The organism is Herbaspirillum camelliae (assembly GCF_001929405.1).
Taxonomy (GTDB): Bacteria; Pseudomonadota; Gammaproteobacteria; order Burkholderiales; family Burkholderiaceae_D; genus Herbaspirillum; species Herbaspirillum seropedicae.
Map to the genome: position 1 here is coordinate 2,404,137 of NZ_KV880769.1, position 23,656 is coordinate 2,427,792.

At 60.1% G+C, this 23,656-nt stretch carries 19 protein-coding genes; 16 read left to right on the plus strand and 3 right to left on the minus strand.

All coding sequences use genetic code 11. The features are described from left to right. Positions 1-21: 21 nt before the first annotated feature. The gene (locus BGK68_RS10730; protein ID WP_075257089.1) at positions 22-288 is read left to right on the plus strand and encodes a PAAR domain-containing protein; all 267 of its coding nucleotides are present in this window, start codon (positions 22-24) and stop codon (positions 286-288) included. Positions 289-485: 197 nt separating this feature from the next. Continuing rightward, a complete protein-coding gene (locus BGK68_RS10735) occupies positions 486-1,421 on the plus strand; it encodes a LysR family transcriptional regulator (RefSeq protein WP_198937187.1) in 936 nt (311 codons plus the stop codon). A gap of 41 nt (positions 1,422-1,462) precedes the next feature. Here BGK68_RS10735 and BGK68_RS10740 read toward each other — a convergent pair whose 3' ends face one another. Further along, on the minus strand, positions 1,463-2,689 hold the full coding sequence (locus tag BGK68_RS10740) for an HD-GYP domain-containing protein (protein WP_075257091.1): 1,227 nt from the start codon (positions 2,687-2,689) through the stop codon (positions 1,463-1,465). 560 nt (positions 2,690-3,249) lie between these two features. Here BGK68_RS10740 and BGK68_RS10745 point away from each other — a divergent pair. Continuing rightward, entirely contained in the window at positions 3,250-4,170 is a 921-nt protein-coding gene (locus tag BGK68_RS10745) for a dienelactone hydrolase family protein (protein ID WP_075257092.1), read from the plus strand. An 83-nt stretch (positions 4,171-4,253) separates the two neighbouring features. Here BGK68_RS10745 and BGK68_RS10750 read toward each other — a convergent pair whose 3' ends face one another. Both BGK68_RS10750 and BGK68_RS10755 read right to left on the minus strand, forming a co-directional pair. Then, complete coding sequence (locus BGK68_RS10750; RefSeq protein ID WP_075257093.1) at positions 4,254-6,401, minus strand: TonB-dependent siderophore receptor; 2,148 nt, start codon at positions 6,399-6,401, stop codon at positions 4,254-4,256. A 126-nt stretch (positions 6,402-6,527) separates the two neighbouring features. Beyond that, entirely contained in the window at positions 6,528-7,670 is a 1,143-nt protein-coding gene (locus tag BGK68_RS10755; RefSeq protein WP_075257094.1) for a sigma-54 interaction domain-containing protein, read from the minus strand. A gap of 420 nt (positions 7,671-8,090) precedes the next feature. Here BGK68_RS10755 and msuE point away from each other — a divergent pair, with 420 nt between their 5' ends. From msuE to BGK68_RS10820, 13 genes are all read left to right on the plus strand, one after another. Further along, the gene (msuE, locus tag BGK68_RS10760; RefSeq protein ID WP_075257095.1) at positions 8,091-8,663 is read left to right on the plus strand and encodes an FMN reductase; all 573 of its coding nucleotides are present in this window, start codon (positions 8,091-8,093) and stop codon (positions 8,661-8,663) included. A gap of 62 nt (positions 8,664-8,725) precedes the next feature. Continuing rightward, the gene (sfnG, locus tag BGK68_RS10765; RefSeq protein ID WP_075257096.1) at positions 8,726-9,883 is read left to right on the plus strand and encodes a dimethylsulfone monooxygenase SfnG; all 1,158 of its coding nucleotides are present in this window, start codon (positions 8,726-8,728) and stop codon (positions 9,881-9,883) included. Beyond that, positions 9,880-10,761: an ABC transporter ATP-binding protein gene (locus tag BGK68_RS10770; protein ID WP_075257097.1), complete on the plus strand. Its 882-nt coding sequence runs from the start codon at positions 9,880-9,882 to the stop codon at positions 10,759-10,761. The genes sfnG and BGK68_RS10770 overlap by 4 nt, the downstream gene beginning before the upstream one ends. Then, the gene (locus BGK68_RS10775) at positions 10,761-11,657 is read left to right on the plus strand and encodes a branched-chain amino acid ABC transporter permease (RefSeq protein ID WP_075257098.1); all 897 of its coding nucleotides are present in this window, start codon (positions 10,761-10,763) and stop codon (positions 11,655-11,657) included. Before BGK68_RS10770 ends, BGK68_RS10775 begins: the two co-directional genes overlap by 1 nt. Before the next feature lies 1 nt (position 11,658). Then, on the plus strand, positions 11,659-12,702 hold the full coding sequence (locus BGK68_RS10780; protein ID WP_075257099.1) for a branched-chain amino acid ABC transporter permease: 1,044 nt from the start codon (positions 11,659-11,661) through the stop codon (positions 12,700-12,702). Between the two features lie 77 nt (positions 12,703-12,779). Beyond that, the gene (locus BGK68_RS10785; protein WP_075257100.1) at positions 12,780-14,096 is read left to right on the plus strand and encodes an ABC transporter substrate-binding protein; all 1,317 of its coding nucleotides are present in this window, start codon (positions 12,780-12,782) and stop codon (positions 14,094-14,096) included. A 47-nt stretch (positions 14,097-14,143) separates the two neighbouring features. Beyond that, complete coding sequence (locus BGK68_RS10790) at positions 14,144-15,403, plus strand: SfnB family sulfur acquisition oxidoreductase (protein ID WP_075259780.1); 1,260 nt, start codon at positions 14,144-14,146, stop codon at positions 15,401-15,403. Between the two features lies 1 nt (position 15,404). Next, on the plus strand, positions 15,405-16,169 hold the full coding sequence (locus BGK68_RS10795) for an ABC transporter ATP-binding protein (protein WP_075257101.1): 765 nt from the start codon (positions 15,405-15,407) through the stop codon (positions 16,167-16,169). Between the two features lie 173 nt (positions 16,170-16,342). Then, the gene (locus tag BGK68_RS10800) at positions 16,343-17,848 is read left to right on the plus strand and encodes a DASS family sodium-coupled anion symporter (protein ID WP_069373158.1); all 1,506 of its coding nucleotides are present in this window, start codon (positions 16,343-16,345) and stop codon (positions 17,846-17,848) included. A gap of 440 nt (positions 17,849-18,288) precedes the next feature. Next, positions 18,289-19,392, plus strand: coding sequence for a hypothetical protein (locus BGK68_RS10805; RefSeq protein ID WP_075257102.1), 1,104 nt, complete (start codon positions 18,289-18,291; stop codon positions 19,390-19,392). After that, complete coding sequence (locus tag BGK68_RS10810; RefSeq protein WP_075257103.1) at positions 19,389-20,456, plus strand: hypothetical protein; 1,068 nt, start codon at positions 19,389-19,391, stop codon at positions 20,454-20,456. Before BGK68_RS10805 ends, BGK68_RS10810 begins: the two co-directional genes overlap by 4 nt. A 478-nt stretch (positions 20,457-20,934) precedes the next feature. Then, the gene (locus tag BGK68_RS10815; protein WP_075257104.1) at positions 20,935-22,038 is read left to right on the plus strand and encodes a hypothetical protein; all 1,104 of its coding nucleotides are present in this window, start codon (positions 20,935-20,937) and stop codon (positions 22,036-22,038) included. 448 nt (positions 22,039-22,486) lie between these two features. Then, positions 22,487-23,590: a hypothetical protein gene (locus tag BGK68_RS10820; protein WP_143433020.1), complete on the plus strand. Its 1,104-nt coding sequence runs from the start codon at positions 22,487-22,489 to the stop codon at positions 23,588-23,590. The last annotated feature ends 66 nt before the right edge of the window (positions 23,591-23,656 follow it).

The window sequence follows — 23,656 nt, forward strand, 5'->3', positions numbered from 1 at the left end:
AACATAGCGAAAGATCAAGCCATGGCTGCAGCCGTCATTCGACTGGGCGACCCGACCTCCCACGGCGGCCGGGTCATCACCGCCTCCACCACCCATCTCATCGGTGGGCTGGGTGTGGCGCGGGTGGGCGACAAGGTGATGTGTCCACTGCCTGGGCATGGCGTCAATGCCATTATCGAGGGCGCTCCGAGCTTCCAGATCGATGGTCGCAGCGTGGCCTTGCATGGGCAGCGCGCCGCCTGCGGCTGCACTCTCGTTTCCACCCTGGCCACGGCTACCCACGGCTGAAGCCAGGCCGCTTGCTGCGACTGGCCGGCGTCGGTGTGCGCAGTGCAGAAAACTCACAGATGCTCTTGCAGAATGGGATCGTCTTCCTGACTTAAGAGAAAATAAACCGTAATTCACGCGCAGCTTGGTCGCTTTATTACGTGACGATGCCGTTATAGTCGAGCCTCATGTGATCGACTATCCCAAAGCGCACGACGATGAAGAACAACGCGATGGATTACCTGCCGCGCATGGTGATCTTTTCCCGGGTGGTAGAGCTGGGCGCCTTTTCCAAGGCGGCCCGCGAACTGGGGCTGACCTCCTCTTCGGTGAGCCAGCATATCAGCGCCCTGGAGGCCATGCTCGGCACCACCCTGTTGCACCGGACCACCCGCAAGCTCAGCCTGACCGAGGCAGGGCATAGTTTCTACGCTAATTGCAGCCGCATCGTGGACCTGGCCAGCGAGGCGCGCCAGCTCACCGAAAGCCTGCACAAGGAGTTGCTGGGAGAACTGCGCATTGCCGCGTCCAGCTTCATGGCCTCCGAATACCTGGTGCCGGCGCTGGACGATTTCATCCGCGCCAATCCCAGGCTGCGCATCAGCATCGATGTCAACGACCACAACATCGACCTCATGGACAAGAGCGTGGACCTGGCGCTGCGCGTGGGCAAGATGCCCGGCGAGGACGATGTCTACCTGGCGTCGCTGCCGGCGGTGCTGTGCGCCTCGCCAGCCTACTTGCGGGCGCACGCGCCGATCCGTCAGCCTGAAGATCTGCCGCAGCACGATTTCCTGTTCTTCACCCCGCACGGCAGCAGCGTCGAGGTGAGCTTGAAAAACCGTGGCGGCCAGTGCGCCCAGTTGCGCCTCACGCCGCGCGTCACTGCCAACCACGCCCGCTCGCTACGGCGGCTGGCCTTGCAGGGGCACGGCGTGGCGCGCCTGCTGGCGTGCAAGGTACAGGAGGATCTGGATGCCGGCCGGCTCGAGGTGGTGCTCCCGGATTGGGAGCTGGATGTCTATTGCGCGTTCCTGACGACCAAGTACCGCGAGAGCCCACCGCAGAAGATCGTCAAATGCATCGAGCATCTGGAGGACTATTTCCGCCGACGCCATCCTGCGCCTGCCAGTCCTCCCGATGCGCCGGTCTGAGCGGCAGGCGCTGGCTCAAGCCGCAGGATCCAGCGCCACGATCAACCGGAAATGCGCATGGGAAGGTCGGACGCTTCCATCATGGCCTTGAGCGAATCGATCACCAGCCCGTTGCTCTTGAGCCAATCCTGACCGCTGCGCTCGGCGATGGCATCGGTCTGCCCGGGCGCGGAGAGATCGATGATCTCGCTTTCCACCACCTCGATGGAGGGCGTAGTGACGAAGGCCTTGACCACCGGCTTGGTGAGGTCGACATGGTTTTGCCGGATCACCAGCGCCGTGCGCCCCGACTGCAGCTTCACGATGGAGCCGATCGGATAGATGCCCAGCGCCTTGACGAAGGCCAGGAAAATGGGACGGTCGAAATGCCCCTGCCAGGAGGCCATGCGCGAGAGCGATTCGGCTGGATCCCAACCGCTCTTGTAGGAACGTTCCGAGGTCACGGCATCATAGACGTCACAGACCGCGGCCATGCGCGAATACATGCTGATCTGGTTGCCCTGGTGACGCGAGGGGTAGCCCGAGCCGTCGATCTTCTCGTGGTGATGCAGGCAGACGTCCAGCACATAGTCGGGCACACCCGAGAATCCCTTGAGGTAGTCGTAGCCGAGGGCGGGGTGGCGCTGGATGATCTTGTATTCCTGTTCGCTCAGGCGATCAGGTTTGTTGAGGATCTCCAGCGGAATGAAGGCTTTGCCCACGTCATGCAGATAACCGGCCAGGCCGGCTTCCTTGCAGGCGATATCGTCCATGCCCAGCGTGCGCGCCAGCGCCACCATCAGGGTGCAGACGGCGATGGAATGCAGATAGGTGTATTCGTCCACCCGTTTGAGACGGATGATGCTGAGCAAGGCATTGGAGTCGCGCGCCACCGAGGTGGCGATTTCCTCGACCAGGTTCTTGCAGTTCTCCACATCCAGCGTCTTGCCCAGGCGCGCCTGCTTGAACATCTGCTGGGTGGTCTGCTTGGCGTTTTCATAGAGCCGCAGGGCGTCGTCCAGCTCGGAGCGGCTGGAGGTGCCGCTGGCGCCGTTGGGTTCTTCGGTTTCTGGCAGGCGATCCGCCTCGGCACTGGCCAGGTCGATGCCCTGGTCGGTATCGATCCAGCAATAGGTATAGCCGGCGGCCTGGGCGCGGGCGATTTCGGAAGCCTTGCGCACCAGGAAGCTGGTGCGCCAGAAGGGCGTGTCTATCCACGGCCCATCGAAGCCGGAAAAATACATCCCTACGCTGAGCTGGCCAACCTCGATTTTCTTTAGACGCGTCATAGATCCGGAATGTATTACATCTGGCTGGGATTGATTAGTCGTTTTGGCTTAACAAGTGTAATAAATGATTTGGATGAATGGCGATCAATCTCTCCGCTGCGTTGACTTTACGATGATTGTTAATCAACGTTAATGAATGCATTCGCAAAACGGGGGCTAATCAAACTGGCAAGGCTGTAATAGAGTAGCCGTGCCGATGCAGATCGGCAACGTGTCGGGGGGCACGTTAGCCTGCCGTGCAGGCGGCACGCCGGAGCGGAGGGGGAGTTTCTCTTGCGTGTCGTGCATGTCAGGGTCAAGGAACGATGCCGACATCGGCTGGATGCACCGGGACTCTGACATTCGGCAGGCGTCAATGGCTGGTCAGGCATCGTTCGGCATCGTGATCGACATTGGCATTCCCCGGGGCCCGGCGCAGGCCAGGATTTCCTTTCTCTCTTGCTCCGATGCTGCACATGTCCGTCAGGGTGTTGCAAGACAAAACTCTTAGAATATCGCAGCGATGCAGGGCCACAGGGGGTGCACCTGCATGCGCATCACCCGCACAGGAAATGCCTTCCATGCACACCAGAGAACATCGACCCGGCCTACGCCGCCCATGGCGCATGCCGCTGCCGCTCTTGCTGGCCGCCACGCTCGGGGCAGGGCTTGGCGCCGCCAACGGCGCGTATGCGGCACTGATCGAACAACAGATCGACGTGCCGGTCAGCCTCAAGAACATGTACGGCAAACCGGTCGAACAGAATATGCGCGTGACGATCTGGCGCGATGACGCCAATCCGGCCCCTGCCCCCATCCTGGTGCTCAACCACGGCCGCGCAGCCGAGGCCGCCGGACGGGCCAATCTGGGCCGGGCGCGCTTCACGGTGGCATCGCGCTTTTTCGTCCGCTATGGTTTCGTGGTCGCCGTCCCTACCCGCGTGGGCTATGGCGTGACCGGTGGCGATGACCTGGAGGATGCCGGCGGTTGCAACAGCCGCTTCTATCCGCCGGTCTACGAGGCCGCCGCCCAGCAGACCATCGCCACCATCAACGCCGTCAAGGCGCTGCCGGGGACCGATGGCGCGCGGGTGGTGGTGGTCGGCCAGTCGTTCGGCGGTACCACGGCCATCACGGTGGCCTCGCACCAGGTGCCTGGCCTGAAGGCGGCGATCAATTTCGCCGGCGGCGGTGGCGGCAATCCCAAGACCCATCCGCAGCAACCCTGCGGCCCGCAGAAGCTGGAGCAGATGTTCGGCGACTACGGCAAGACCTCCCAGGTACCGACCCTGTGGATCTATACCGAGAATGACCAGTGGATGGGACCGACCTATCCGCGCCAATGGTTCAATGCCTTCCAGGCCGCTGGCGGCAAGGGCGAGTTCGTGCTGTTCCCGCCGCACGGCGAGGATGGGCACCTGCTCTTTGCGCGCTTCCCGCAATCGTGGCAGCCTCGCGTGGCCGAGTTCCTCGAACAGCAGGGCTTTACCGCGCACCACTGATGCCGACGCAGTACTGACGCACGCGCCAAAGAAAATGCCCCCGACCTCGCGGCAGGGGGCATGTCAATTTGGGCGCGGAAAGATCAGAGATCGATCTTCATGCGCGCCACCACCGTACGTTCTGCACCCGGCATGACGTAGAGGTTGTTCCACGAACCTGGATAGTAGTTGCGGTTGAACAGGTTATGCACGTCCAGCGACAGGCGCACGTTCTTGCTGACCTGCCAATAGCTGAGCAGCTTCACCAGCGTATAGGCCGGCAGCGAATAGGTGTCGGCGGCATTGCCGGAGCGGTTGCCCACATAGTTGACACCGCCGCCCACGCCATAGCGCGTCCCATTGGCCATGGCGTCTTCACGCATGACCAAGAGGCCCGCGCTATAGGCCGGGATGTTGGCCAGGCGCGTGCCGGTGGGCAGGGTGCGGTCCTTGCTCACGCGGGCGTCGTCCCAGGAGAAGTTGGCCGAGAGACGCCAGTTGGCGTTGAGCTGGCCATAGGCATCGGCTTCGAAACCGGTGCTCTTGACTTCGCCTGCCGCGACCATGAAGTTGGGATTGTCGCTGGCGGTCAGGACATTGGTCTTGGTGATGTCATAGACCGCGAAGTTCGCGCCCAGGCGTTCGTCGGTGCTTTGCAGTTTCAGGCCGGCTTCATACGAGGTCGAGCGCTGCGGATCGAAGGGGCGGCCGTTGACGTCCACGCCGCTGTTGCCACGGAAGGACTTGCCCGCGCTCAGGTAGACCGAACTCCAGGCATTGGGCAGGTAGCTGACGCCGGCGCGCGGCGAGACGGCGCTCTGGCGTTGCGAAGTGGTCCCGACGGGAGCGACGCGGCTGACCACGCTCTGGTTGTACTGGTCCCAGCGCAGGCCGCCCAGCAGCTTCCATTGCGGCGACAGCGACAGCTGGTCCTGCACGAACAGGGCCTTGACGCGCTGGTTCTCGTCCGAGCTGCTGGTGCGGTTGGTCAACGGCAGCAGGGGGCTGCCATAGACTGGATTGTAGATATCGATGGGCGTGTTGGCCGAGCGCAGGATCTCGGTGTTCATCCATAGCTTGGAGGCTTCCGCGCCAATGAGGAAGGTGTGCGCGATGTCGCCGGTCTTGAATTGGCCATGCAGCTCGCCCTGGAAGGACATGTCGCGCGAGGGCAGCTGACGCCAGGTGCGGGTGCGGTTCAGGGTGCGCTGGTCAGCCTGCAATGCGCCGTTGCCCAGCTGTGCTTCGGTGTAGAACCCATCGAAGCTGCTTTCCTTGTAGCTGGCGCCCAGGCGCATACGCCATTGCTCCGACAGGCTGTGTTCCAGCGTGAGCTGGTGGGTATTGCTGCGCATGGTCATGTTGCCGTCCGAGGGTTCGCTCAGGACGCGGTCACGCGGCAGGCCGCCCAGCACGCCTCTCACATTGATGATGCCGCGATCCAGCGGTGTGCTGGCCTGGAGGAATTCACCCTCGTAGTTCAGCAGGGTGTTCTTGTCGATGACCCAGGCCAGCGAGGGCGCCACCAGCGAGCGGCGGTTGCTGAGCAGGCTGGAGCGGCTATCGCCCTCTTCGGTCATGGCGATGAGGCGATAGGCCAGGTTCTGGCTCAGCGGGCCGGTGCTGTCCACCGTGGCGCGGCGCAGACCGCCGGTGCCGGCGCTGACTTCGGCGCTGTTCTTGGCGCTGAACTGCGGTTTCTTGGTGACGATGTTGATGGTGCCGCCGGGCTCGCTGCTGCCATACAGCGCCGAGGCCGGCCCCTTGAGGAATTCGATGCGCTCGATGGTGGCGGTGTCGCGGCGCGGATTGTAGCCGCGCGAACCAGGGAAGCCATTGACCAGGAAACCCATGTCGGTGCTGCTGAAGCCACGGATGGCGAAGTTGTCCCAGGTGCCGCCGAAGTCATTGAGACGGCTGATGCCGCTGACGTAGTCGACCGTGTCGGCCAGACGCACGGCGCCCAGGTCGTCGATCTGCTGCGTGGTCATGACCCGTACGGATTGCGGCAGCTCCAGCAGCGGCGTATCGGTGCGGGTGGCGCCACTGGTGGAGGGCGCGTTGTAGCTGTTCTTTTCGCGGCCAGCCGATACGCTGATCTCGGGCAGGGCCGCTGCAGTGCCGCCTTCCTGGGCATTGGTCGTGGCGGTGGCGGCGGCGGTGTCGGCCCAGGCCAGCGGCGTTACGGCGAACAGACCCGCCAGCAGCCAGCCGGCGGCGCTGGGGGCGGGGAATCCTCGGGACATCATCATCAGTATTCAAGCTGCCATGCAAATAATCGGGAGTCAGAATATAAATGATAATCGTTACTAATTGTTGGCTAGTTGTAAGTTTTTTGTGAAAAAACGTCAGGAAAACTTGTCATCTTGCAATGCGGCCTATTTCAGCGCCGAGATCTGACCGTTACGGATCAGCCGCGCCCGCAGCACGTTGCGGCTGATGTCGAGCAGGCGCGCGGCCTGCACCTGGTTGCGTTCGCAGAATTCGAAGGCGGTGCGAAAGACGGTGTCCTCGATCTTCTCGAACAGGCCCTCCTGCGACTGGTTGAACAGACTTTGCAAGGCTTGTTCCAGGGCGTGCAGGGGATCATTGCCGCGCTCGTCGGCGGCGGCAACTGCGTAGTCCAGCCGCCGCTCCACATGCGAGAGATGGAAGTGTTCGGCGCGCAGGCAGTCATCCTGGCAGATCAGCAGCGCATGGTGGATGGCGTTTTCCAGTTCGCGGATATTGCCCGGCCAGTCATGCTGGCGCAGCTTGCGTTCGCCCTCGACATCGATGCGGGCCGCGCCATAGCCCAGGCGCTGGCGATATTCATGCAGGAAGTGATAGGCCAGCGGCAGGATGTCCAGAGGCCGCTCTCGCAAGCGCGGAATGGCCAGCTGCACCACCTGCAGCCGATAGTACAGGTCCTGGCGGAAATGCCCGGCCGCCACCGCATCCTGCAGGCGCACATTGGTGGCCGCGATGATGCGCACATCGATGGGAATGCTGCGCCGTGAGCCCAGGCGCACCACTTCGCGTTCCTGCAGCACCCGCAACAACTTGACCTGGATGGCCAGCGGCAGGTCGCCGATTTCATCGAGGAACAGGGTGCCGCCATTGGCGGCCTCGAACCAGCCCGGCTTGTGGGCGATGGCGCCGGTGAAAGCGCCTTTCTCATGGCCGAACAACTCACTCTCGACCAGGCTCTCCGAAAACGCGCCGCAGTTCACCGCCACGAAAGGCGCATCCCGCCGCTGGCTCAGCTCGTGCACGTGGCGCGCAATCAATTCCTTGCCGGTGCCGGTAGCGCCGATGATGACCACGTTGGCGTCGCTTGGCGCCACGCGCTGCACGCGTTCGAGCAAGGCCAGCGACACCGGATCATGGAATACCTGCGCGGTGGCGCGGATGGACGTGCCCAGCTTGCGCGCATGGGGCAAGGTCAGCAGCGGCGGCGACGTGCGCGCTGCAAGATCGCCGTGACCCTCCGGCGAGGAGGGCAGCGCATACAGATGGGCAGAGCGATGGCTGGCGTGCATGTCAGGCTCCGGACTGAGGGTTCCTGCAGCGCGGGGAGGGCGCAGGAAGAAGACGCCAATCGATTCTAACAATATGCACGATGCCGATTAACGACCGATTCAGCATAAGCATGCTCGGTATACGTTGGATCACCGGGCGCAAACGCTTGACTGACAGGGTGCTGGTGATCTTCCGTCGTGCTGTACCGATAGACAGAAGCAGACCGCCGCGTGCCTGTTGGCGTGCTGAAAACTAAGTGTTCAAGGAAAACAGCGAGTGCTGCTCCAGCAGCAGTCCACGAGCACATTGCTGCTGTGGCAGTAGCACCGTTTTTCGCAAGTCCTTGATTTGCAAGGCTTCGCGGGCTGGCACGTTCTTCGCTGAAGGAACAGGACGCAAACGACCGCGTTCCCTCTAGCCATCCAAGGAGAGCCTTCTTCATGAGCCGTCCCCTGCAAGTCGTCATCGTCGCCGGAAGCGGCCGCCGTCCCTCCCGCACCCTGGGCCTGCTCAATGCCATCGCCGCGCAACTGGGCCAGCACCTTGCCATCCACACTGAGGTCGTGGCGCTGTCCGATCTGGGCGGTCAGTTGCTCAGCGCCACCGAACTGGCGCAGTTGCCCGACCCCGTACGCCAGAAGATCGCCGCCATCGAATCGGCCGATGTGCTCATCGCCGGCAGTCCTGTCTATCGCGGCTCCTATTCGGGTTTGTTCAAGCATCTGTTCGACCTGGTGCCGCAAGAGTCGCTGATCGGCAAGCCCGTGCTGCTGGCCGCCACCGGTGGCAGCGACCGCCATGCGCTGGCCATCGATCACCAGCTGCGCCCGCTGTTCGCCTTCTTCCAGGCGCTGACCCTGCCCTTGGGCGTGTACGCCAATGCCCTGGAATTCGATAACGAAACCATCATCAGCCCGGCCCTGCAGGAGCGCATTGCGCTGACCGTGCAGCGGGCATTGCCGGTGTTGCAGGCGGTCGCTGCTACGCCGAGCCAGGCACACGTCCACGCGTAACGGCCGGTGTCCATTGCCGTCTTTCCATCCCCGATGAACGCCCTTCCCCCAGGAGATTTTCCATGAGCCAAGCACCATCCACTACCGCAGCCGCCACCCGCACCGACGCCGTCAAGTTCGCCTACTGGGTTCCCAATGTCAGTGGCGGCCTGGTCGTGAGCACGATCCCGCAGCGCACCGACTGGAGCCTGGACTACAACCAGCGCCTGGCCGTGACCGCCGAGAAAGCCGGTTTCGAATACGCCCTGAGCCAGATCCGTTTCACCGCCGGCTATGGCGCTGAATACCAGCACGAGTCGGTTTCCTTCAGCCAGGCCCTGTTGCACGCCACCACCAAGCTCAAGGTGCTGGCCGCCATCTTGCCGGGGCCGTGGCATCCGGCCGTGGTGGCCAAGCAGATCGCCACCATCGATCACATCTCCAATGGCCGCATCGCCATCAACGTGGTCAGCGGCTGGTTCAAGGGCGAGTTCCAGGCCATCGGCGAACCCTGGCTGGAACATGATGAACGCTATCGCCGCTCCAATGAATTCATCCGCGCGCTCAAGGGTATCTGGACCCAGGATGATTTCACCTTCAAGGGCGATTTCTATCGGTTCAACAATTACACCCTCAGTCCCAAGCCCGTGCAGAAGCCCCATCCGGAAATCTTCCAGGGCGGCAGCTCCCGTGCCGCGCGCGACAACGCGGCCAGCGTCTCGGACTGGTACTTCACCAACGGCAATACGCTCGAGGGCCTCAAGGCGCAGATCGATGACATCCAGGCCAAGGCCGCCCAGAACGGCCACAAGGTGCGCATTGGCGTGAATGCCTTCGTGATCGCCCGCGATACCGAAGAAGAAGCGCAGGCCGTGCTGCAAGACATCATCGACCACGCCCACGTGGAAGCCGTGCATGCCTTTGGCGACGCCGTCAAGCAAGCCGGCAAGGCCTCGCCGGAAGGCGAGGGCAACTGGGCCAAGTCCACCTTCGAGGATCTGGTGCAATACAACGATGGATTCAAGACCAACCTGATCGGCACCCCGCAACAGATCGCCGAGCGCATTGTCGCGCTCAAGGCCATCGGCGTGGATCTGGTGCTGACCGGCTTCCTGCACTTCATCGAGGAAGTCGAATACTTCGGCCAGAAGGTGCTGCCGCTGGTGCGCGAGCTGGAAGCACGCCAGGTAGCCACAGCGGCCAGCCCGGCCGCTGCTCCCGCCCTGGAAGCGGTGGCGTGAGCATGGGCGGCACGCTCGGCGCGACGCTGCCCGGCCTGGCCGAGGCAGCACCCTCTGCGCACAGCAGCCCGGCAGCGGCGCCGCTGGTGCGGGCCAGTGCTGCGCCCGTCCTGCAGCTGGAGGGCGTCAGCCTGTCCTTCGGCGGCGTGCAGGCGCTGCGCCACGTTGACCTGGCCTTGCACGAACGCGAAATCCTGGCCGTGATCGGTCCCAATGGCGCGGGCAAGAGTTCGCTGGTCAATGTCATGACTGGGCTGTATCGGCCCACGCAAGGCGCGGTCAGCTTGGGCGGGCGGCGCTTGCGGCAGGTGCCGACGGCGCGTCTGGGACGACTGGGCGTGGCGCGCACCTTCCAGAACCTGGCCTTGTTCAAGAGCCTGAGCGTGCGCGACAACATCGTGCTGGGCCGCGTCAACGCCATGCGGGCCAGCTTCGTGGAACAGATCATCGGTCTCGGGCGCGCTCGCCGCGAGCGGATCGACGCCCGCGCACAGGCCGAGCAGATGATGGATTTCCTCGACCTGCGCGCCTATGCCGAGCGCCAGGTCGGCGGCTTGCCCTATGGCCTGCAGAAGCGCGTGGAGCTGGCGCGCGCGCTGGTGGCGCGACCCCGGCTGCTGTTGCTGGATGAACCGATGGCCGGCATGACCGTTACCGAAAAGAGCGAGATGGCCGATTTCGTGCGCGCCGCACGGGATCAGTTCGCTACCGCCATCCTGCTGATCGAACATGACATCGGCCTGGTCTTCGGATTGTCCGACCGCGTGGTGGTGCTCCATCACGGCAGCAAGATCGCCGACGGCGCGCCAGCCGCCGTGCGCCAGGATGCCGCCGTGATCGAGGCCTACCTGGGCGTGACCCAGCAGGAGGCCGCGTGATGTCCGACTTCGATTGGGTGTTCTTTGCCGAAGTGCTGACCGGCGGCCTGCTCTCCGGGGTGATGTATGCGCTGGTGGCCATCGGTTTCGTGCTGATCTACAAGACCTCGGGCGTGCTCAATTTTGCCCAGGGCGCACAGCTGCTGTTTGCCGCATTGACCTTCGTGAGCCTGGTGGAGCGTGGCATTGCCTTCGTGCTGGCCTTGCTGCTGACGCTGGCGGCGATGATCCTGCTGGGCCTGGCGATCGAGCGGGTGGTCTTGCGGCCGCTGCAGAATCAATCGCCGATGAGCTTGTTCATGGCCACGCTGGGCCTGTCCTACGTGATCGAGGGCGCAGCCCAATTGCTGTGGGGCACGCAGGTGCATGCGCTGGAGCTGGGCATTGCCGATACGCCACTGCAACTGGGCGGGATGATGATCTCTTCCTTCGACCTCTTTGCCGCCGCTACCGCAGCATTGATGGTGACGCTGCTCTCGCTGTTCTTCCGCTACACCCGGCTGGGGCTGGAATTCAGGGCCCTGGCCGATGATGGCTTTGCGGCGCTGGCCGTGGGATTGCGCCTGCCGCGCATCCTGGCGGCAGTGTGGGCCACCGCCGGCCTGATTGCCTTGATCGCAGGACTGCTGTGGGGCGCGCGTCTGGGTGTGCAGTTCTCGCTCTCGCTGGTGGTGCTCAAGGCGCTGCCGGTGCTGGTGCTGGGCGGTTTCGATTCGGTGCTGGGCGCCATCGTCGGCGGCCTGTTGATCGGTGCGCTGGAAAAACTGGCGGAAGTCTATCTCGGCCCGCTGGTGGGCGGCGGCATCGAAGGCTGGTTCGCCTATGTGGCGGCGCTGGCCTTCCTGCTGGTCAGGCCCAGTGGCCTGTTTGGCCAGCGGGCATGGCAAAGGGCCTGACATGACGATCTCTCTTGCTTTCTCTTCCCGCAGGTTCAGCGTGCGTGGCGCATTGCTGCGCGATGCATGGCCCTGGCTATTGTTGCTGGTGGCGGCCTACGGTGTGGTGCCGTGGGCGGCATCGGCCTACCTCATCGACGCCTTGTTGATTCCCTTCCTGGCGCTCTCGCTGGCGGCGGTCGGGCTGAACCTGTTGACCGGTTATGCCGGCCAGCTCTCGCTGGGCAGCGCCGCCTTCATGGCCGTGGGCGCCTTCGCCGCCTACAACCTCAACCTGCGCGTGGACGGCCTGCCGCTGCTGGTCTCCATCGTCCTGGCAGGACTGGCTGCCACCACCATCGGACTGGTGTTCGGCTTGCCCAGCTTGCGCCTGCGCGGCTTCTACCTGGCCGTCTCGACGCTGGCGGCGCAGTTCTTCGTGCAGTGGGTGCTGGTCAAGTTCAGCTGGTTCAGCAATGACAATCCCTCCGGCGTGATCGATGCCCCGCCGCTGGTGGTGGGCGGCCTCGCTTTCGATACGCCGGCCGGGCGCTACCTGTTCGCGCTGGCCATCGTCACTGTGCTGACCTTGCTGTGCTGGCGGCTGGTGCAGAGCCAGACCGGCCATCACTTCATCGCCGTGCGCGACAACGAGCAGGCCGCCCGCGTGATCGGCGTGCCGGTGCTGCGCACCAAGCTGCTGGCCTTTGCCATCTCATCCTTCGTCATCGGCGTGGCCGGGGTGCTGTGGGGCTTCGTCTACCTGCGCACGGTGGAGCCGGCGGGCTTCAATCTGGACCGCTCTCTGCAGATCCTCTTCATCGTCATCATCGGCGGCCTGGCCACGATACGCGGGGCCTTCTTCGGCGCGGCGCTGATCGTGGTGTTTCCGCTGCTGCTGTCGCGCCTGGGCAGCCTGCTGCTGGGGCAGTGGTTTGATTCGGGCGTGCTGGAGATGAGCCAGCGCATCGTGCTGGGCGCACTGATCATCTTCTTCCTCATCGTCGAACCGCAGGGACTGGCTGCGCTATGGCAGCGTGCGCGCCGGCGTATTTGGATTTCTTGATAATTATTTATATCGTTTGCTCTTGCTTCCACCTCACTCTTCACTCTTTACTCTCACCACGGAGAAGTTACGTCACCATGCTGCACTCAAAAATACTAAAAGCGATTACCCTCACCACAGTCCTTCTGACGGCTGGCCTGCAACAGGCGCGCGCCGATGAACAGTTCTTTCCCCTGCAGAGCTACCGCGTCGGCCCCTATGCCGCCGGCGGGACCGGCTTCTTCGGCGGCTTCATCGATTACCTGAACCTGGTCAACCTGCGCGATGGCGGCGTGGGCGGCGTCAAGCTGACCTGGGAAGAGGGCGAGACCCAGTACGAAGTGGAGCGCGGCGTGGAAGTCTACGAGCGCCTCAAGCAGCGTCCCAACATCGCCACCTGGAATCCGCTCTCGGTGGGCATCGCCTACGCCCTGCTGGACCGCGTGACCGCCGACAAGGTGCCGCTGCTGACCATCAACCATGGCCGCACCGATACCACCGATGGCCGCGTGTTCAAGTACATCTTCCCGCTGCTGCTCAATCCCTACAGCGAGACCTCGGGCATCGTCAACTACATCGCCAGCAAGGAAGGCGGGACCGACAAGCTCAAGGGCAAGAAGATCGTGGTGCTCTATCACGGTTCGCCCTATGGCAAGGAAACCATCCCCATCTACAAGCTGCTGTCGGAGAAATACGGCTTCTCGCTGCAACAGATCGAAGTGCCGCATCCCGGCAATGACCAGCAGGCGCAATGGCTGGCCATCCGCCGCACCAAGCCGGATTACGTGGTGCTGCGTGGCTGGGGCGTGATGAATCCGGTGGCCTTGAAGACGGCGCAGAAGTCGGGCTTCCCGGCCGATCGCATCATCGGCAACGTCTGGTCCAATTCGGAAGAAGACGTGATTCCGGCAGGGGACGCCGCCAAGGGCTATGTGGCCATCACCACCGTGGCGGCGGGCGCGCAGTATCCGGTGCTGCAGGAGATCCAGAAGACCGTCTATGGCGCCGGCAAGGGCAATCTGCAGGACCCCAAGCGTATCGGCAGCGTCTATCACAACCTGGGCGTGCTCAACGGCATTCTCAATGTGGAAGCGATCCGCATCGCCCAGGCCAAATTCGGCAAGCGCACGTTGACCGGTGATGAAATCCGCTGGGGCCTGGAAAACCTCAATATCGATCAGGCGCGCACCGCAGCGCTGGGCGCCAAGGGCCTGTTCCATTCCATCCACGTGACCTGGGACAACCACGAAGGCGATGGCCTGGTGGCCTTCCAGCAATGGGACGGCAAGCAGTGGAACGTGGTCTCGGACTGGATCGCCCCGGACTGGAAGCTGCTGCGTCCCATCATCGAAAAGTCCGCCCTGGCCTATGCCAAGGAAAAGAACATCAAGGTGCGCAAGAGCATCGATGACTGATGCCTTTGCCGCTTCAACAACCCTCCACTTTTTCGAAAGGCTTGATCATGTCCGCTGTGCTCGCTCCTTCCCTGCATTCCACTTCTCCCGCCACCGGCCCGGTCCCCGGCCTGCCGCGCGCCTCCCAGCCGGCCCACGTGATCCGTGACGACGCCGAAGCCATCGCCGTGGCCCATGCGCTGGCCAAGCGCCTGGCGCAGGGCGCGTCTGAACGCGACCAACTGCGCCGCTGGCCGGTGGAAGAGATCGAAGCCTATTCGCAAAGCGGCCTGTGGGCCATCAACGTGCCGCGTGCCTTCGGCGGGGCCGAAGTCTCCTATGCCACGCTGGCCGAGGTGATCGCCATCATTTCCGCTGCCGATCCGTCGCTGGGCCAGATCACGCAGAACCACCTGGGCTTCGTGGCGGCGGTGCGCACCGTGTCCGATCCGCAGCAGCAGCGACGTTTCTTTGCCGATTTCCTGCGTGGCGTGCGCTGGGGCAATGCGTTTTCCGAGTCAGGCTCCAAGCGTGCAGCGGACTTCGAGACGCGCTTCGTCGATGCCGGCGACCACGTCATCGTGACCGGCAAGAAGTTCTATTCCACCGGCGCGCTGCTGGCGCATTACGTGCCCATCGTCGCCAACGATGAAGAGAACCGCACCTGGTACGTGGTGGCCGAGCGCAATGCGCCGGGCCTGACCGTGATCGACGACTGGTCAGCCTTCGGCCAGCGCACCACCCTCAGCGGCACCGTCATCATCGACCAGGTGAAGGTGCCCAAGACGCATCTGATCCCGGCCTACAAGGGGTATCTGGAACCCTCCGCCGACGGGGCCATCTTCCAGATCATCCAAGCGGCGGTGGACGTGGGCATCGCCCGCGCCGCCATTGCCGATACCCAGGACTTCGTGCGCACCAAGTCGCGCCCGTGGATCGACAGCCAGCGTGACCATGCCTGGGAAGATCCCTATTCCATCCAGGCCGTGGGTGACCTGCAGATCCGCCTGCACGCCAGCGAAGCGCTGCTGGAGCGTGCGGGCCGGGCCATCGATGCGGCAGTCGCCGCGACTGACGCCGACAGCGTGGCGCGTGCGCAGATCCTGACGGCCGAAGCCAAGGTGCTTTCCACCGAGATCGCCATCCATGCCACCAACAAGCTCTTTGAATTGGCCGGGACGCGCTCCACCCTGGGCCAGTACAACCTGGACCGTCATTGGCGCAATGCGCGCACCCATACCCTGCATGATCCGGTGCGCTGGAAATACGCCATCGTCGGCAATTACTACCTCAATGGCGTCAAGCCTCCCTTCCACGCATGGAGCTGAGATGAGCGCGCCGCTGTTGCAGATCGAAGCCATCGAGGTGCGCTACCAGGGCGCGCTGCTGGCCTTGGAGGAAGTCAGCCTGGAGGTGCAGGCCGGCGAGATCCACGCGCTGCTGGGCGCCAATGGCGCGGGCAAGTCGACCACGCTCAAGGCAGTCTCCAATCTGCTGGCGGCGCAGCGCGGACAGGTGCGCGCCGGCCGCATCCTCTACGAGGGCCGCGAGGTGGCCCGCAGCAGTCCCGCCGAGCTGGTACGGCAGGGATTGGCGCAGGTGCTGGAGGGGCGGCATTGCTTTGCCTCGCTGACGGTGGAAGAGAACCTGCTGACCGGCTGGCCCGCGCACTTCACCCGGCGCGCCGTGCTGCGCGCGGCGCTGGAGCGCATCTATGCCTTCTTCCCCCAACTGCATCAACGGCGCCGCAGCCTGGCCGGGCTGTGCTCCGGCGGCGAGCAGCAGATGCTGGCCATTGGACGGGCGCTGATCTCGCGGCCGCGCCTGCTGGTGCTCGATGAACCCTCGATGGGCTTGGCGCCGAAGGTAGTGGCGGACATCTTTGCGCAACTGAGCCGACTCAACCGCGAAGAAGGCGTGGCCCTGCTGGTGGCCGAGCAGAACTCGGCGGTGGCGCTGCAATATGCGCATCGCGCCACGGTGCTGGAGCATGGACGCAGTGTGCTGAGCGACCAGGCGCCGGCGTTGCGCGAGCGCGCCGATATCCAGTCCTTCTATTTTGGCGAGGGCAGGGTGTTGCAAGCCGCTGCGTAAGAGTGGTGGCGTGACGCCGCCTTGGCGCTTTAAGTTGGCCAAACACTGGCGCAGATCAAATCATCCTAAGTCTGTCCGCCAGCACGAGCGGGGCCCTGACTATACTGGCGAAAGATGGCCGTACGGCAACAGGTTGTGCGGCCATCTTGTGTTTAGTCATCCAGGATGCCCTCATGCTTGCCCAACTCAAAGCCGCCTTCAAGTATTTCAACGATGCCGTTCCCTTCAAGCTGGTCCCGGCGCTGATCGCCACCGCGGTCCTGATCGTGCTCTTGCTCACGCCCTGTCCGACCGGCCTGGAGCCCAAGGCCTGGGCGCTGGTGGCGATCTTCCTCACCACCATCGTCGCCATCATCCTCAAGGTCATGCCCATCGGCGTGATGGCGATGATGGCCATCGTCATCGTCTCGCTGTCGCAGGTCACCTCGACTTCTTCCAAGGGAGCGATCACCGATGCACTGGCCAGTTTTTCCAATCCGCTGATCTGGCTCATCGTGGTGGCCATCCTGATTTCGCGCGGATTGAAGAAGACCGGGCTGGGCCGTCGCGTGGGACTGATGTTCATTGCGCTGCTGGGCAAGCGCACCATCGGCATCGGTTACGGGCTGGCCATCTGCGAACTGGTGCTGGCGCCCTTCACGCCCAGCAATACCGCGCGCGGCGGCGGCATCGTCCACCCCATCATGAAGTCGATCGCCAACGCCTTCGATTCCGATCCCGCCAAGGGGACGCAGAACAAGGTCGGCAGCTATCTGGCGCTGGTCAACTACCACGCCAATCCGATCACCTCGGCCATGTTCCTCACCGCCACCGCGCCCAATCCGCTGGTGGTCAACTACGTCGCCAAGGCCACCGGCCATGCGCTGCAGCTGACCTGGACCACCTGGGCGCTGTGCATGCTGTTGCCCGGCCTGGTGTGCCTGCTGATCATGCCGATGGTGATCTACCTGCTCTCGCCGCCGGAATTGAAGTCCACGCCCAACGCCGTCGATTACGCCCGCAGCGAGCTGGACAAGATGGGCAAGCTCGGCGCCAGCGAAAAGGTCATGCTGGGCACCTTCGCCCTGTTGCTGCTGTTGTGGGCCAACGTCCCGGCCATGCTGCTGGGTGCGGCCTTTACGCTTGATCCCACGGTGGTAGCGTTCGTGGGCTTGTTCGTGCTCATCATTACCGGCACCATCGACTGGGATGACGTGCTCTCCGAGAAGAGCGCGTGGGACACCCTGGTCTGGTTTGGCGCGCTGGTGATGCTGGCCGAGCAGTTGAACAAGACCGGCGTGGTGGCCTGGTTCTCGGAGGGCATGAAGGCCGCCATCGTCGCCAGCGGCATGGGCTGGATCGCCGTGGCCGCCGTGCTGCTGCTGGTGTTCGTGCTGTCGCACTACTTCTTTGCCAGCACCACCGCGCACATCAGCGCGATGATGCTGGCCTTCCTGACCGTCGGTGCGCAATTGCTGCCGCCGCAGTACGTGGTCCCCTTCATGCTGATGATGACCGCGGGTTCGGGTGTGATGATGACGCTGACCCATTACGCCACCGGCACCTCGCCCATCATCTTCGGCAGCGGCTATGTCTCCATGGGCAAGTGGTGGGGCGTGGGCTTTGTGATGGCGGTGGTGGAACTGCTGGTGTTTGCGACGGTGGGGATGGTGTGGTGGAAGGGGTTGGGGTATTGGTAGGCATGAGGTAGCAAATGAAAATGGCGGTCCTATCAAGGGCCGCCATTTTTTTTCGTCTTCAGATTTCAGATATCCGTTGCTTCGGATTTCCAGCAGAAATCTCCGTTCGCTCCCTCGTTTCTCCCAATTCATCCGGTTTCCTGATTCATCCACGAGCACGTGCTTTAGCCGCAATGGCGCAAGCCTGCCGCGTCGCATATAGCGGGGCGGGAAATCGAACCATATTCGCGCGCCTAGAAGTGTGACGATGGCGCCTTCAAATTTCTTTAACAAATCCATTGGAATTTGATTTCAGAGACGGACGGTGTCCAACACGTCTTTGAAATGTCAGATCATCTTCCCTCCCGCCTCGAAGCCTGACAGATCATCGCTGGGATGACAGACGGTGCAATCTGGTGCCATCAAGTGGTTCGTGAATTGGTTCGTTATGCGGAGAGGAAATGAGAAAACGTTTGATAAAAATTCTTGTGCTAGCGGGTATGGCTATTCCTGTCCAAGCCATATCAAGTGCGGTACACGAAGACGGAAGACGGATACCAGAGGTTCAATCCAAGGATGCAGAAAAAATCGGGACCAACAAGTACGCGGTGGATGAGTCCCGGGAGAACGCTGATGAAGCGCTGATACTGAACAGGCGAAAAGAATTCTTTGAACACATCGCTGGCGTGCGCAATATCAGGGTGGCCAAAAGTGCGACTGCATTTAATTGGGACATCAATTGGCCTGCGCAGCAAAAATACTGTCGCAAGTTGTCCGCAGAGATTTTTGTGAAGAAAGACATTACCTTCCCTGAGCCGATCTTCAGGAGCACGCGTGGAACCACGCGGCAATTGAAGGAAATTCTTGACGCTGCGGTGGCGCCCCGGCGTTGTCGTGATCTGGTGTCTTCTGCCGCCTTCAGTTTTACGCCTTCCAAACCGGATGATGTGATTGGTACCAACATAGATACCAAGGGTTGGGATGGCTATACCTTCCGTGTGTATTCGGAGCGCATCCGGAATCGTACAAATATCTATGTTGAACTGCTGAAGCCCGGTGCTACAGATCAGATTGATCCCCATGGTGTCGATGGTCCAGTTCCGGATTCGAAGATCAGGGTGAATGGATTTTCCATATATCCAGAAAAGAATGAGGCCGGAAGACTGGCTTCCGAAAGTTCGCCCGCAGGACCGTGTTACGACGAGGATCCTTTCGAAGCGCTAGGTTATCCATCGGATAGATCTGTATTGCAGAAAGTCCTTCTGGCTCGGGTCGGAGGGAGGATGATGGCATTGGAGTTTGGCACCTATAGCCGTGAGAGATTTTCGGGCTTCCACGACATGAATATCCACAAGAGTATCGGCGACGTTTCGTCCTTGAACGGGCGAGCGGGGGAAGGGTACGTATTGGTAAAGGAGGTGGAGAAAGAGTTCTCGAGATACTGGTCCGTGACCAGTGCTGGAGAGACCTTCGGTGGGTACGCACAGCCAATTGATTTGCAATCGATGGAAGATGGCTATGCCTATAGCTGCATCTTCAATTTCAGAAAGGATGAGAAGAAATGACTAAGGATAAATCGGAGAATTACTCCGCTGACCTCACTAAATTTTTGGAGAAGAGCGAGGGGAATCGTCCAATGGTCTATCTTGATAGGAATGGACATCCGACGATCGGGATCGGCACATTGCTTTATAAGAAAGGGCTTGTTCAGGAGAAAGCGGTCGATATTGTTGCAAAGGAATCTTCTGATCCGGAGCTGTTCAAGAAGGTAATGACTGCGATTGTCAAAACGAAGGGAGATGAAAAAGAGCTGGAAAAGCTGTTTTTGATGGGAAAAGAAGGAGGGAACCGGACCCTACTGAAATTAAGGCAGCAGGACAGCCAGGGCGAAGTTGTGGAAACCGATGTTTCAAAGCTCTTGCCAAAGTCGGCGGCATTGAGGGTGATGGAAGTGGCTTCACCCCAATATGAGGATAGGGTTAAGAAAATAGAGAAATTCCTTTCTGCTCCGGAGAAGGAATTCTCGTTCCCAGACAGGCAGAGAATTGCTGTCTTTTCGAGAATCTACAATGCTACGCCTAAAGATGATTTCTGGACCGCGCTAAAGAGTGCTGACCTTGATAGGATCGCTGAATTCTTCAGTGCGGGTCGTGGTGGTGAAGGCAATACCGGGCACTATAAACGAACTATCGAAGAAATGGCGATGTTCACCGGTAAGCCTCTGGTAAAACGAGGCGACGCCACTGGCATCTTGGGCGCAGATTCCGAGGGAAATCAGATGTTCGTGGGATTCCGGAGTTTAGGAAAGGTGCCTGCTCACCAAGACGCTGCTGAGATAGTTGCTTTCTCCATTAAGGAGAACAGCGACGGAACACGAATTCAAGCGCAAATTAAGATTGATCTGCCCAAAAAGATGAGACGCGCAACCGATTTTGTCGATCAACAGACGGTTGACTACAACGCGGTACTTGATTCTCAGCGCAAGAAAAGTCAGCACGATTCGTTGAAGATGTCGGACGATTCCGAACGAGGTAGCGCCCGTAATGATGTGTCAGCGAACTCACCAATGCCAGCGGATGAGGGTGAATCGCACCACATCTCTCCACCCAAAGCAAAGCTGAAACGATAGCATGCATCGGTTCCGGTCTTGGCGTATGGGAGCACTTCAAACTTGCGGCATTTGCGAGTCAGTTTTCAGCGCAGGATTTTCATTGCCACTAGTAACCAGTGCGTTATGGCATGGCGCACAAGCAGCAGGTCTCTTTCAGCGAGAATCTCTGTTCGCTTCCCCAACTTCATCCGGTGTTCTCATTCCTCAGTGACTACGTGCTTTAGTCGCAATGGCGGAGTCTGCTTCGTCGCATAAAGAGAAGTTGAAAATCGCCGCTTATTCGCGCGCCTCGAACTGCGACGATGGCGCCTTCAAATGTTTTTAAAAAATCCTTTGGAATTTGATTTCAGAGACGGAAGGTGTCCAACGCGTCTTTGAAATGTCGGATCATCTTCCCTCCCGCCTTGAAGCCTGACAGATCATCGGTGGGATGACAGACGGTGCAGTCTGGTGCCATCAAATGGCTTTGTGAATTGGCTTGCTACGTGGAGAGGAAATGAGAAAACGTTTGGTAAACATTCTTGTGCTAGTGGGCATGATTATTCCTGTCCAAGCCATATCAAGTTCGGCAGACGAAGAAGGAATGCGGACACCAGAGGTTCAATCCGAGGATGAAGAAAAAATCGGGACCAACAAGTACGCGGTGGATGAGTCCCGGGAGAACGCTGATGAAGCGCTGATATTGAACAGGCGAAAAGAGTTCTTCGAACACATCGCCGGCGCGAGGAATATCAGGGTGGCAAAAAGTGCGACTGCATTTAATTGGGACATCAATTGGCCTGCGCAGCAAAAATACTGTCGCAAGTTGTCCGCAGAGATTTTTGCGAAGAAAGACATTACCTTCCCTGAGCCGATCTTCAGAAGCACGCGTGGAACCACGCGACAATTGAAGGAGATTCTTGACGCTGCGGTGGCGCCTCGGCGTTGCGGCAATCTGGTGTCATGGGCCGCCTATAGTTTTTCACCATCGGCTCCTGACGTGGTGATTGGAACCAATATAAACACCAGGGGCTGGGATGGCTATACCTTCCGTGTTTATTCCGAGAGGATGCGGGATCGCGCAAATATCTATGTTGAACTCTTGAAGCCTGATGCCACAGATCAGATTGATCCACATGGTGTCGATGGTCCAGTTCCGGATTCGAAGATCAGGGTGAATGGCTTTTCGATATATCAGGACAAGAATGATGGAGGGAATCCGGCTTCCGAGAGATCACCTGCACGAGGATGTTATGGCGATGATCCTTTCGAAGCGCTAGGTTATCCATCGGATAGATCTGTATTGCAGAAAGTCCTTCTGGCTCGGGTCGGAGGGAGGATGATGGCATTGGAGTTTGGCACCTATAGCCGTGAGAGATTTCCGGGCTTCCATGACATGAATATCCATAAGAGTATCGGCGACGTTTCGTCCTTGAACGGGCGAGCGGGGGAAGGGTACGTATTGGTAAAGGAGGTGGAGAAAGAGTTCTCGAGATACTGGTCTGTGATTAGTGCCGGGGAGACCTTCGGTGGGTATGAGCAGCCAATTGATTTGCAATCTATGGAAGATGGTTATGCCTATAGCTGCATCTTCAATTTTAGAAAGAGCGAGAGAAAATGACTAAGGAAAAATCGGAAAGGTGCTCCGTTGACCTTACCCAATTTTTGGAGAAGAGCGAGGGGAGCCGTCCAATGGTCTATCTTGATAGGAAAGAAAATAAGACGATCGGGATTGGCACATTGCTTCGCTTTCCTAACTTCATCCTGTGTTCTCATTTCTCAGTGATGACGTGCTTTGGTCGCAATAACGGAAGCCTCCTTCGCCGCATATAGAGAGCTGGGAGATCGAGCCATATTCGCGCCTAGAACTACGACGATGGCGTCTTCAAATGATTTTTAAAAGATCCATCGAAATTGAATTTAGGGATGGGATGTGCTCACCGTCTCTGTGAAATGCGTGATTATCCCTTCTCCCCATTGGAGCCTGTTTGATCGTCAGTGGGATGACGCACGGTGCGATCTGGTGCCATCAAATGGCTTCTCGAATTGGTTCGTTATATGGAGGGGAAATGAGAAAACGTTTGGTAAACATTCTTGTGCTAGTGGGCATGATTATTCCTGTCCAAGCCATATCAAGTTCGGCAGACGAAGAAGGAAGGCGGGCACCTGAGGTTCAATCCAAGGATGCAGAAAAATTCGGGACAAACAAGTACGCTGTGGATGAGTCCCGTGAGAACGCTGATGAAGCGCTGATACTGAACAGGCGAAAAGAGTTCTTCGAACACATCGCCGGCGTGCGCAATATCAGAGTGGCAAAAAGTGCGACTGCATTTAATTGGGACATCAATTGGCCTGCGCAGCAAAAATACTGTCGCAAGTTGTCCACAGAGATTTTTGTTAAGAAAGACATTACCTTCCCTGAGCCGATCTTCAGAAGTACGCGTGGAACCACGCGGCAATTGAAGGAGATTCTTGACGCTGCGGCGGCGCCCCGGCGTTGTAGTGATCTGGTGTCTTCTGCCGCCTTCAGTTTTACGCCTTCCAAACCGGATGATGTTATTGGTACCAACATAGATGCCAAGGGTTGGGAGGGCTACACCTTTCGAGCTTATTCGGAGCGCATGCGGGATCGGGCGAATATCTACGTTGAAATGCTGAATCCGAATGCTACTGGACGCGTCGATGTGAACGCCTTCGATGGGCCGGTTCCTGAATCCAAGATCATGGTGCATGGTTTTTCGATATATCAGGAAAAGGATGATGGGCGAGATCCTGCTACCGAGAACTTACCCGACCAGGGATGCTATGCCGCTGATCGATTCCACGCGCTAGGTTATCCAGCTGACAGATCTGCGCTGCAGAGAGTTCTTTTAGCCCGTGTTGCGGGACGCATTGTCGCGTTGGAGTTTGGCACCTATAGCGGGGAGAGATTTCCGGGCTTCCGCGATATGTACGCTCATAAGTCTATTGGCGATGTTTCGTCCTTAAACGGACGCGCGGGGGAAGGATATGTCCTTGTGAAAGAGGTGGAAAAGGAGTTTTCGAGATACTGGGCCGTGATGAGCGCTGGAGAGACCTTCGGTGGATATGGTCAGCCTATTGACTTGCAATCTTTGGAAGATGGCTATGCCTATAGCTGCATCTTCAATTTCAGAAAGAATGAGAGGAAATGACTAAGGAAAAATCGGAAAAGTTCGGCAGAGATTCCGGATCCCTATCCATCTGGTGTAGCTGATCAG

Coding starts and splice junctions, on each gene's coding strand:
- BGK68_RS10730 (WP_075257089.1), top strand. CDS start 22: ATGGCTGCAGCCGTCATTCGACTGGGCGACCCGACCTCCCACGGCGGC.
- BGK68_RS10735 (WP_198937187.1), top strand. CDS start 486: ATGAAGAACAACGCGATGGATTACCTGCCGCGCATGGTGATCTTTTCC.
- BGK68_RS10740 (WP_075257091.1), bottom strand. CDS start 2,689: ATGACGCGTCTAAAGAAAATCGAGGTTGGCCAGCTCAGCGTAGGGATG.
- BGK68_RS10745 (WP_075257092.1), top strand. CDS start 3,250: ATGCACACCAGAGAACATCGACCCGGCCTACGCCGCCCATGGCGCATG.
- BGK68_RS10750 (WP_075257093.1), bottom strand. CDS start 6,401: ATGATGATGTCCCGAGGATTCCCCGCCCCCAGCGCCGCCGGCTGGCTG.
- BGK68_RS10755 (WP_075257094.1), bottom strand. CDS start 7,670: ATGCACGCCAGCCATCGCTCTGCCCATCTGTATGCGCTGCCCTCCTCG.
- msuE (WP_075257095.1), top strand. CDS start 8,091: ATGAGCCGTCCCCTGCAAGTCGTCATCGTCGCCGGAAGCGGCCGCCGT.
- sfnG (WP_075257096.1), top strand. CDS start 8,726: ATGAGCCAAGCACCATCCACTACCGCAGCCGCCACCCGCACCGACGCC.
- BGK68_RS10775 (WP_075257098.1), top strand. CDS start 10,761: ATGTCCGACTTCGATTGGGTGTTCTTTGCCGAAGTGCTGACCGGCGGC.
- BGK68_RS10780 (WP_075257099.1), top strand. CDS start 11,659: ATGACGATCTCTCTTGCTTTCTCTTCCCGCAGGTTCAGCGTGCGTGGC.
- BGK68_RS10785 (WP_075257100.1), top strand. CDS start 12,780: ATGCTGCACTCAAAAATACTAAAAGCGATTACCCTCACCACAGTCCTT.
- BGK68_RS10790 (WP_075259780.1), top strand. CDS start 14,144: ATGTCCGCTGTGCTCGCTCCTTCCCTGCATTCCACTTCTCCCGCCACC.
- BGK68_RS10795 (WP_075257101.1), top strand. CDS start 15,405: ATGAGCGCGCCGCTGTTGCAGATCGAAGCCATCGAGGTGCGCTACCAG.
- BGK68_RS10800 (WP_069373158.1), top strand. CDS start 16,343: ATGCTTGCCCAACTCAAAGCCGCCTTCAAGTATTTCAACGATGCCGTT.
- BGK68_RS10805 (WP_075257102.1), top strand. CDS start 18,289: ATGAGAAAACGTTTGATAAAAATTCTTGTGCTAGCGGGTATGGCTATT.
- BGK68_RS10810 (WP_075257103.1), top strand. CDS start 19,389: ATGACTAAGGATAAATCGGAGAATTACTCCGCTGACCTCACTAAATTT.
- BGK68_RS10815 (WP_075257104.1), top strand. CDS start 20,935: ATGAGAAAACGTTTGGTAAACATTCTTGTGCTAGTGGGCATGATTATT.
- BGK68_RS10820 (WP_143433020.1), top strand. CDS start 22,487: ATGAGAAAACGTTTGGTAAACATTCTTGTGCTAGTGGGCATGATTATT.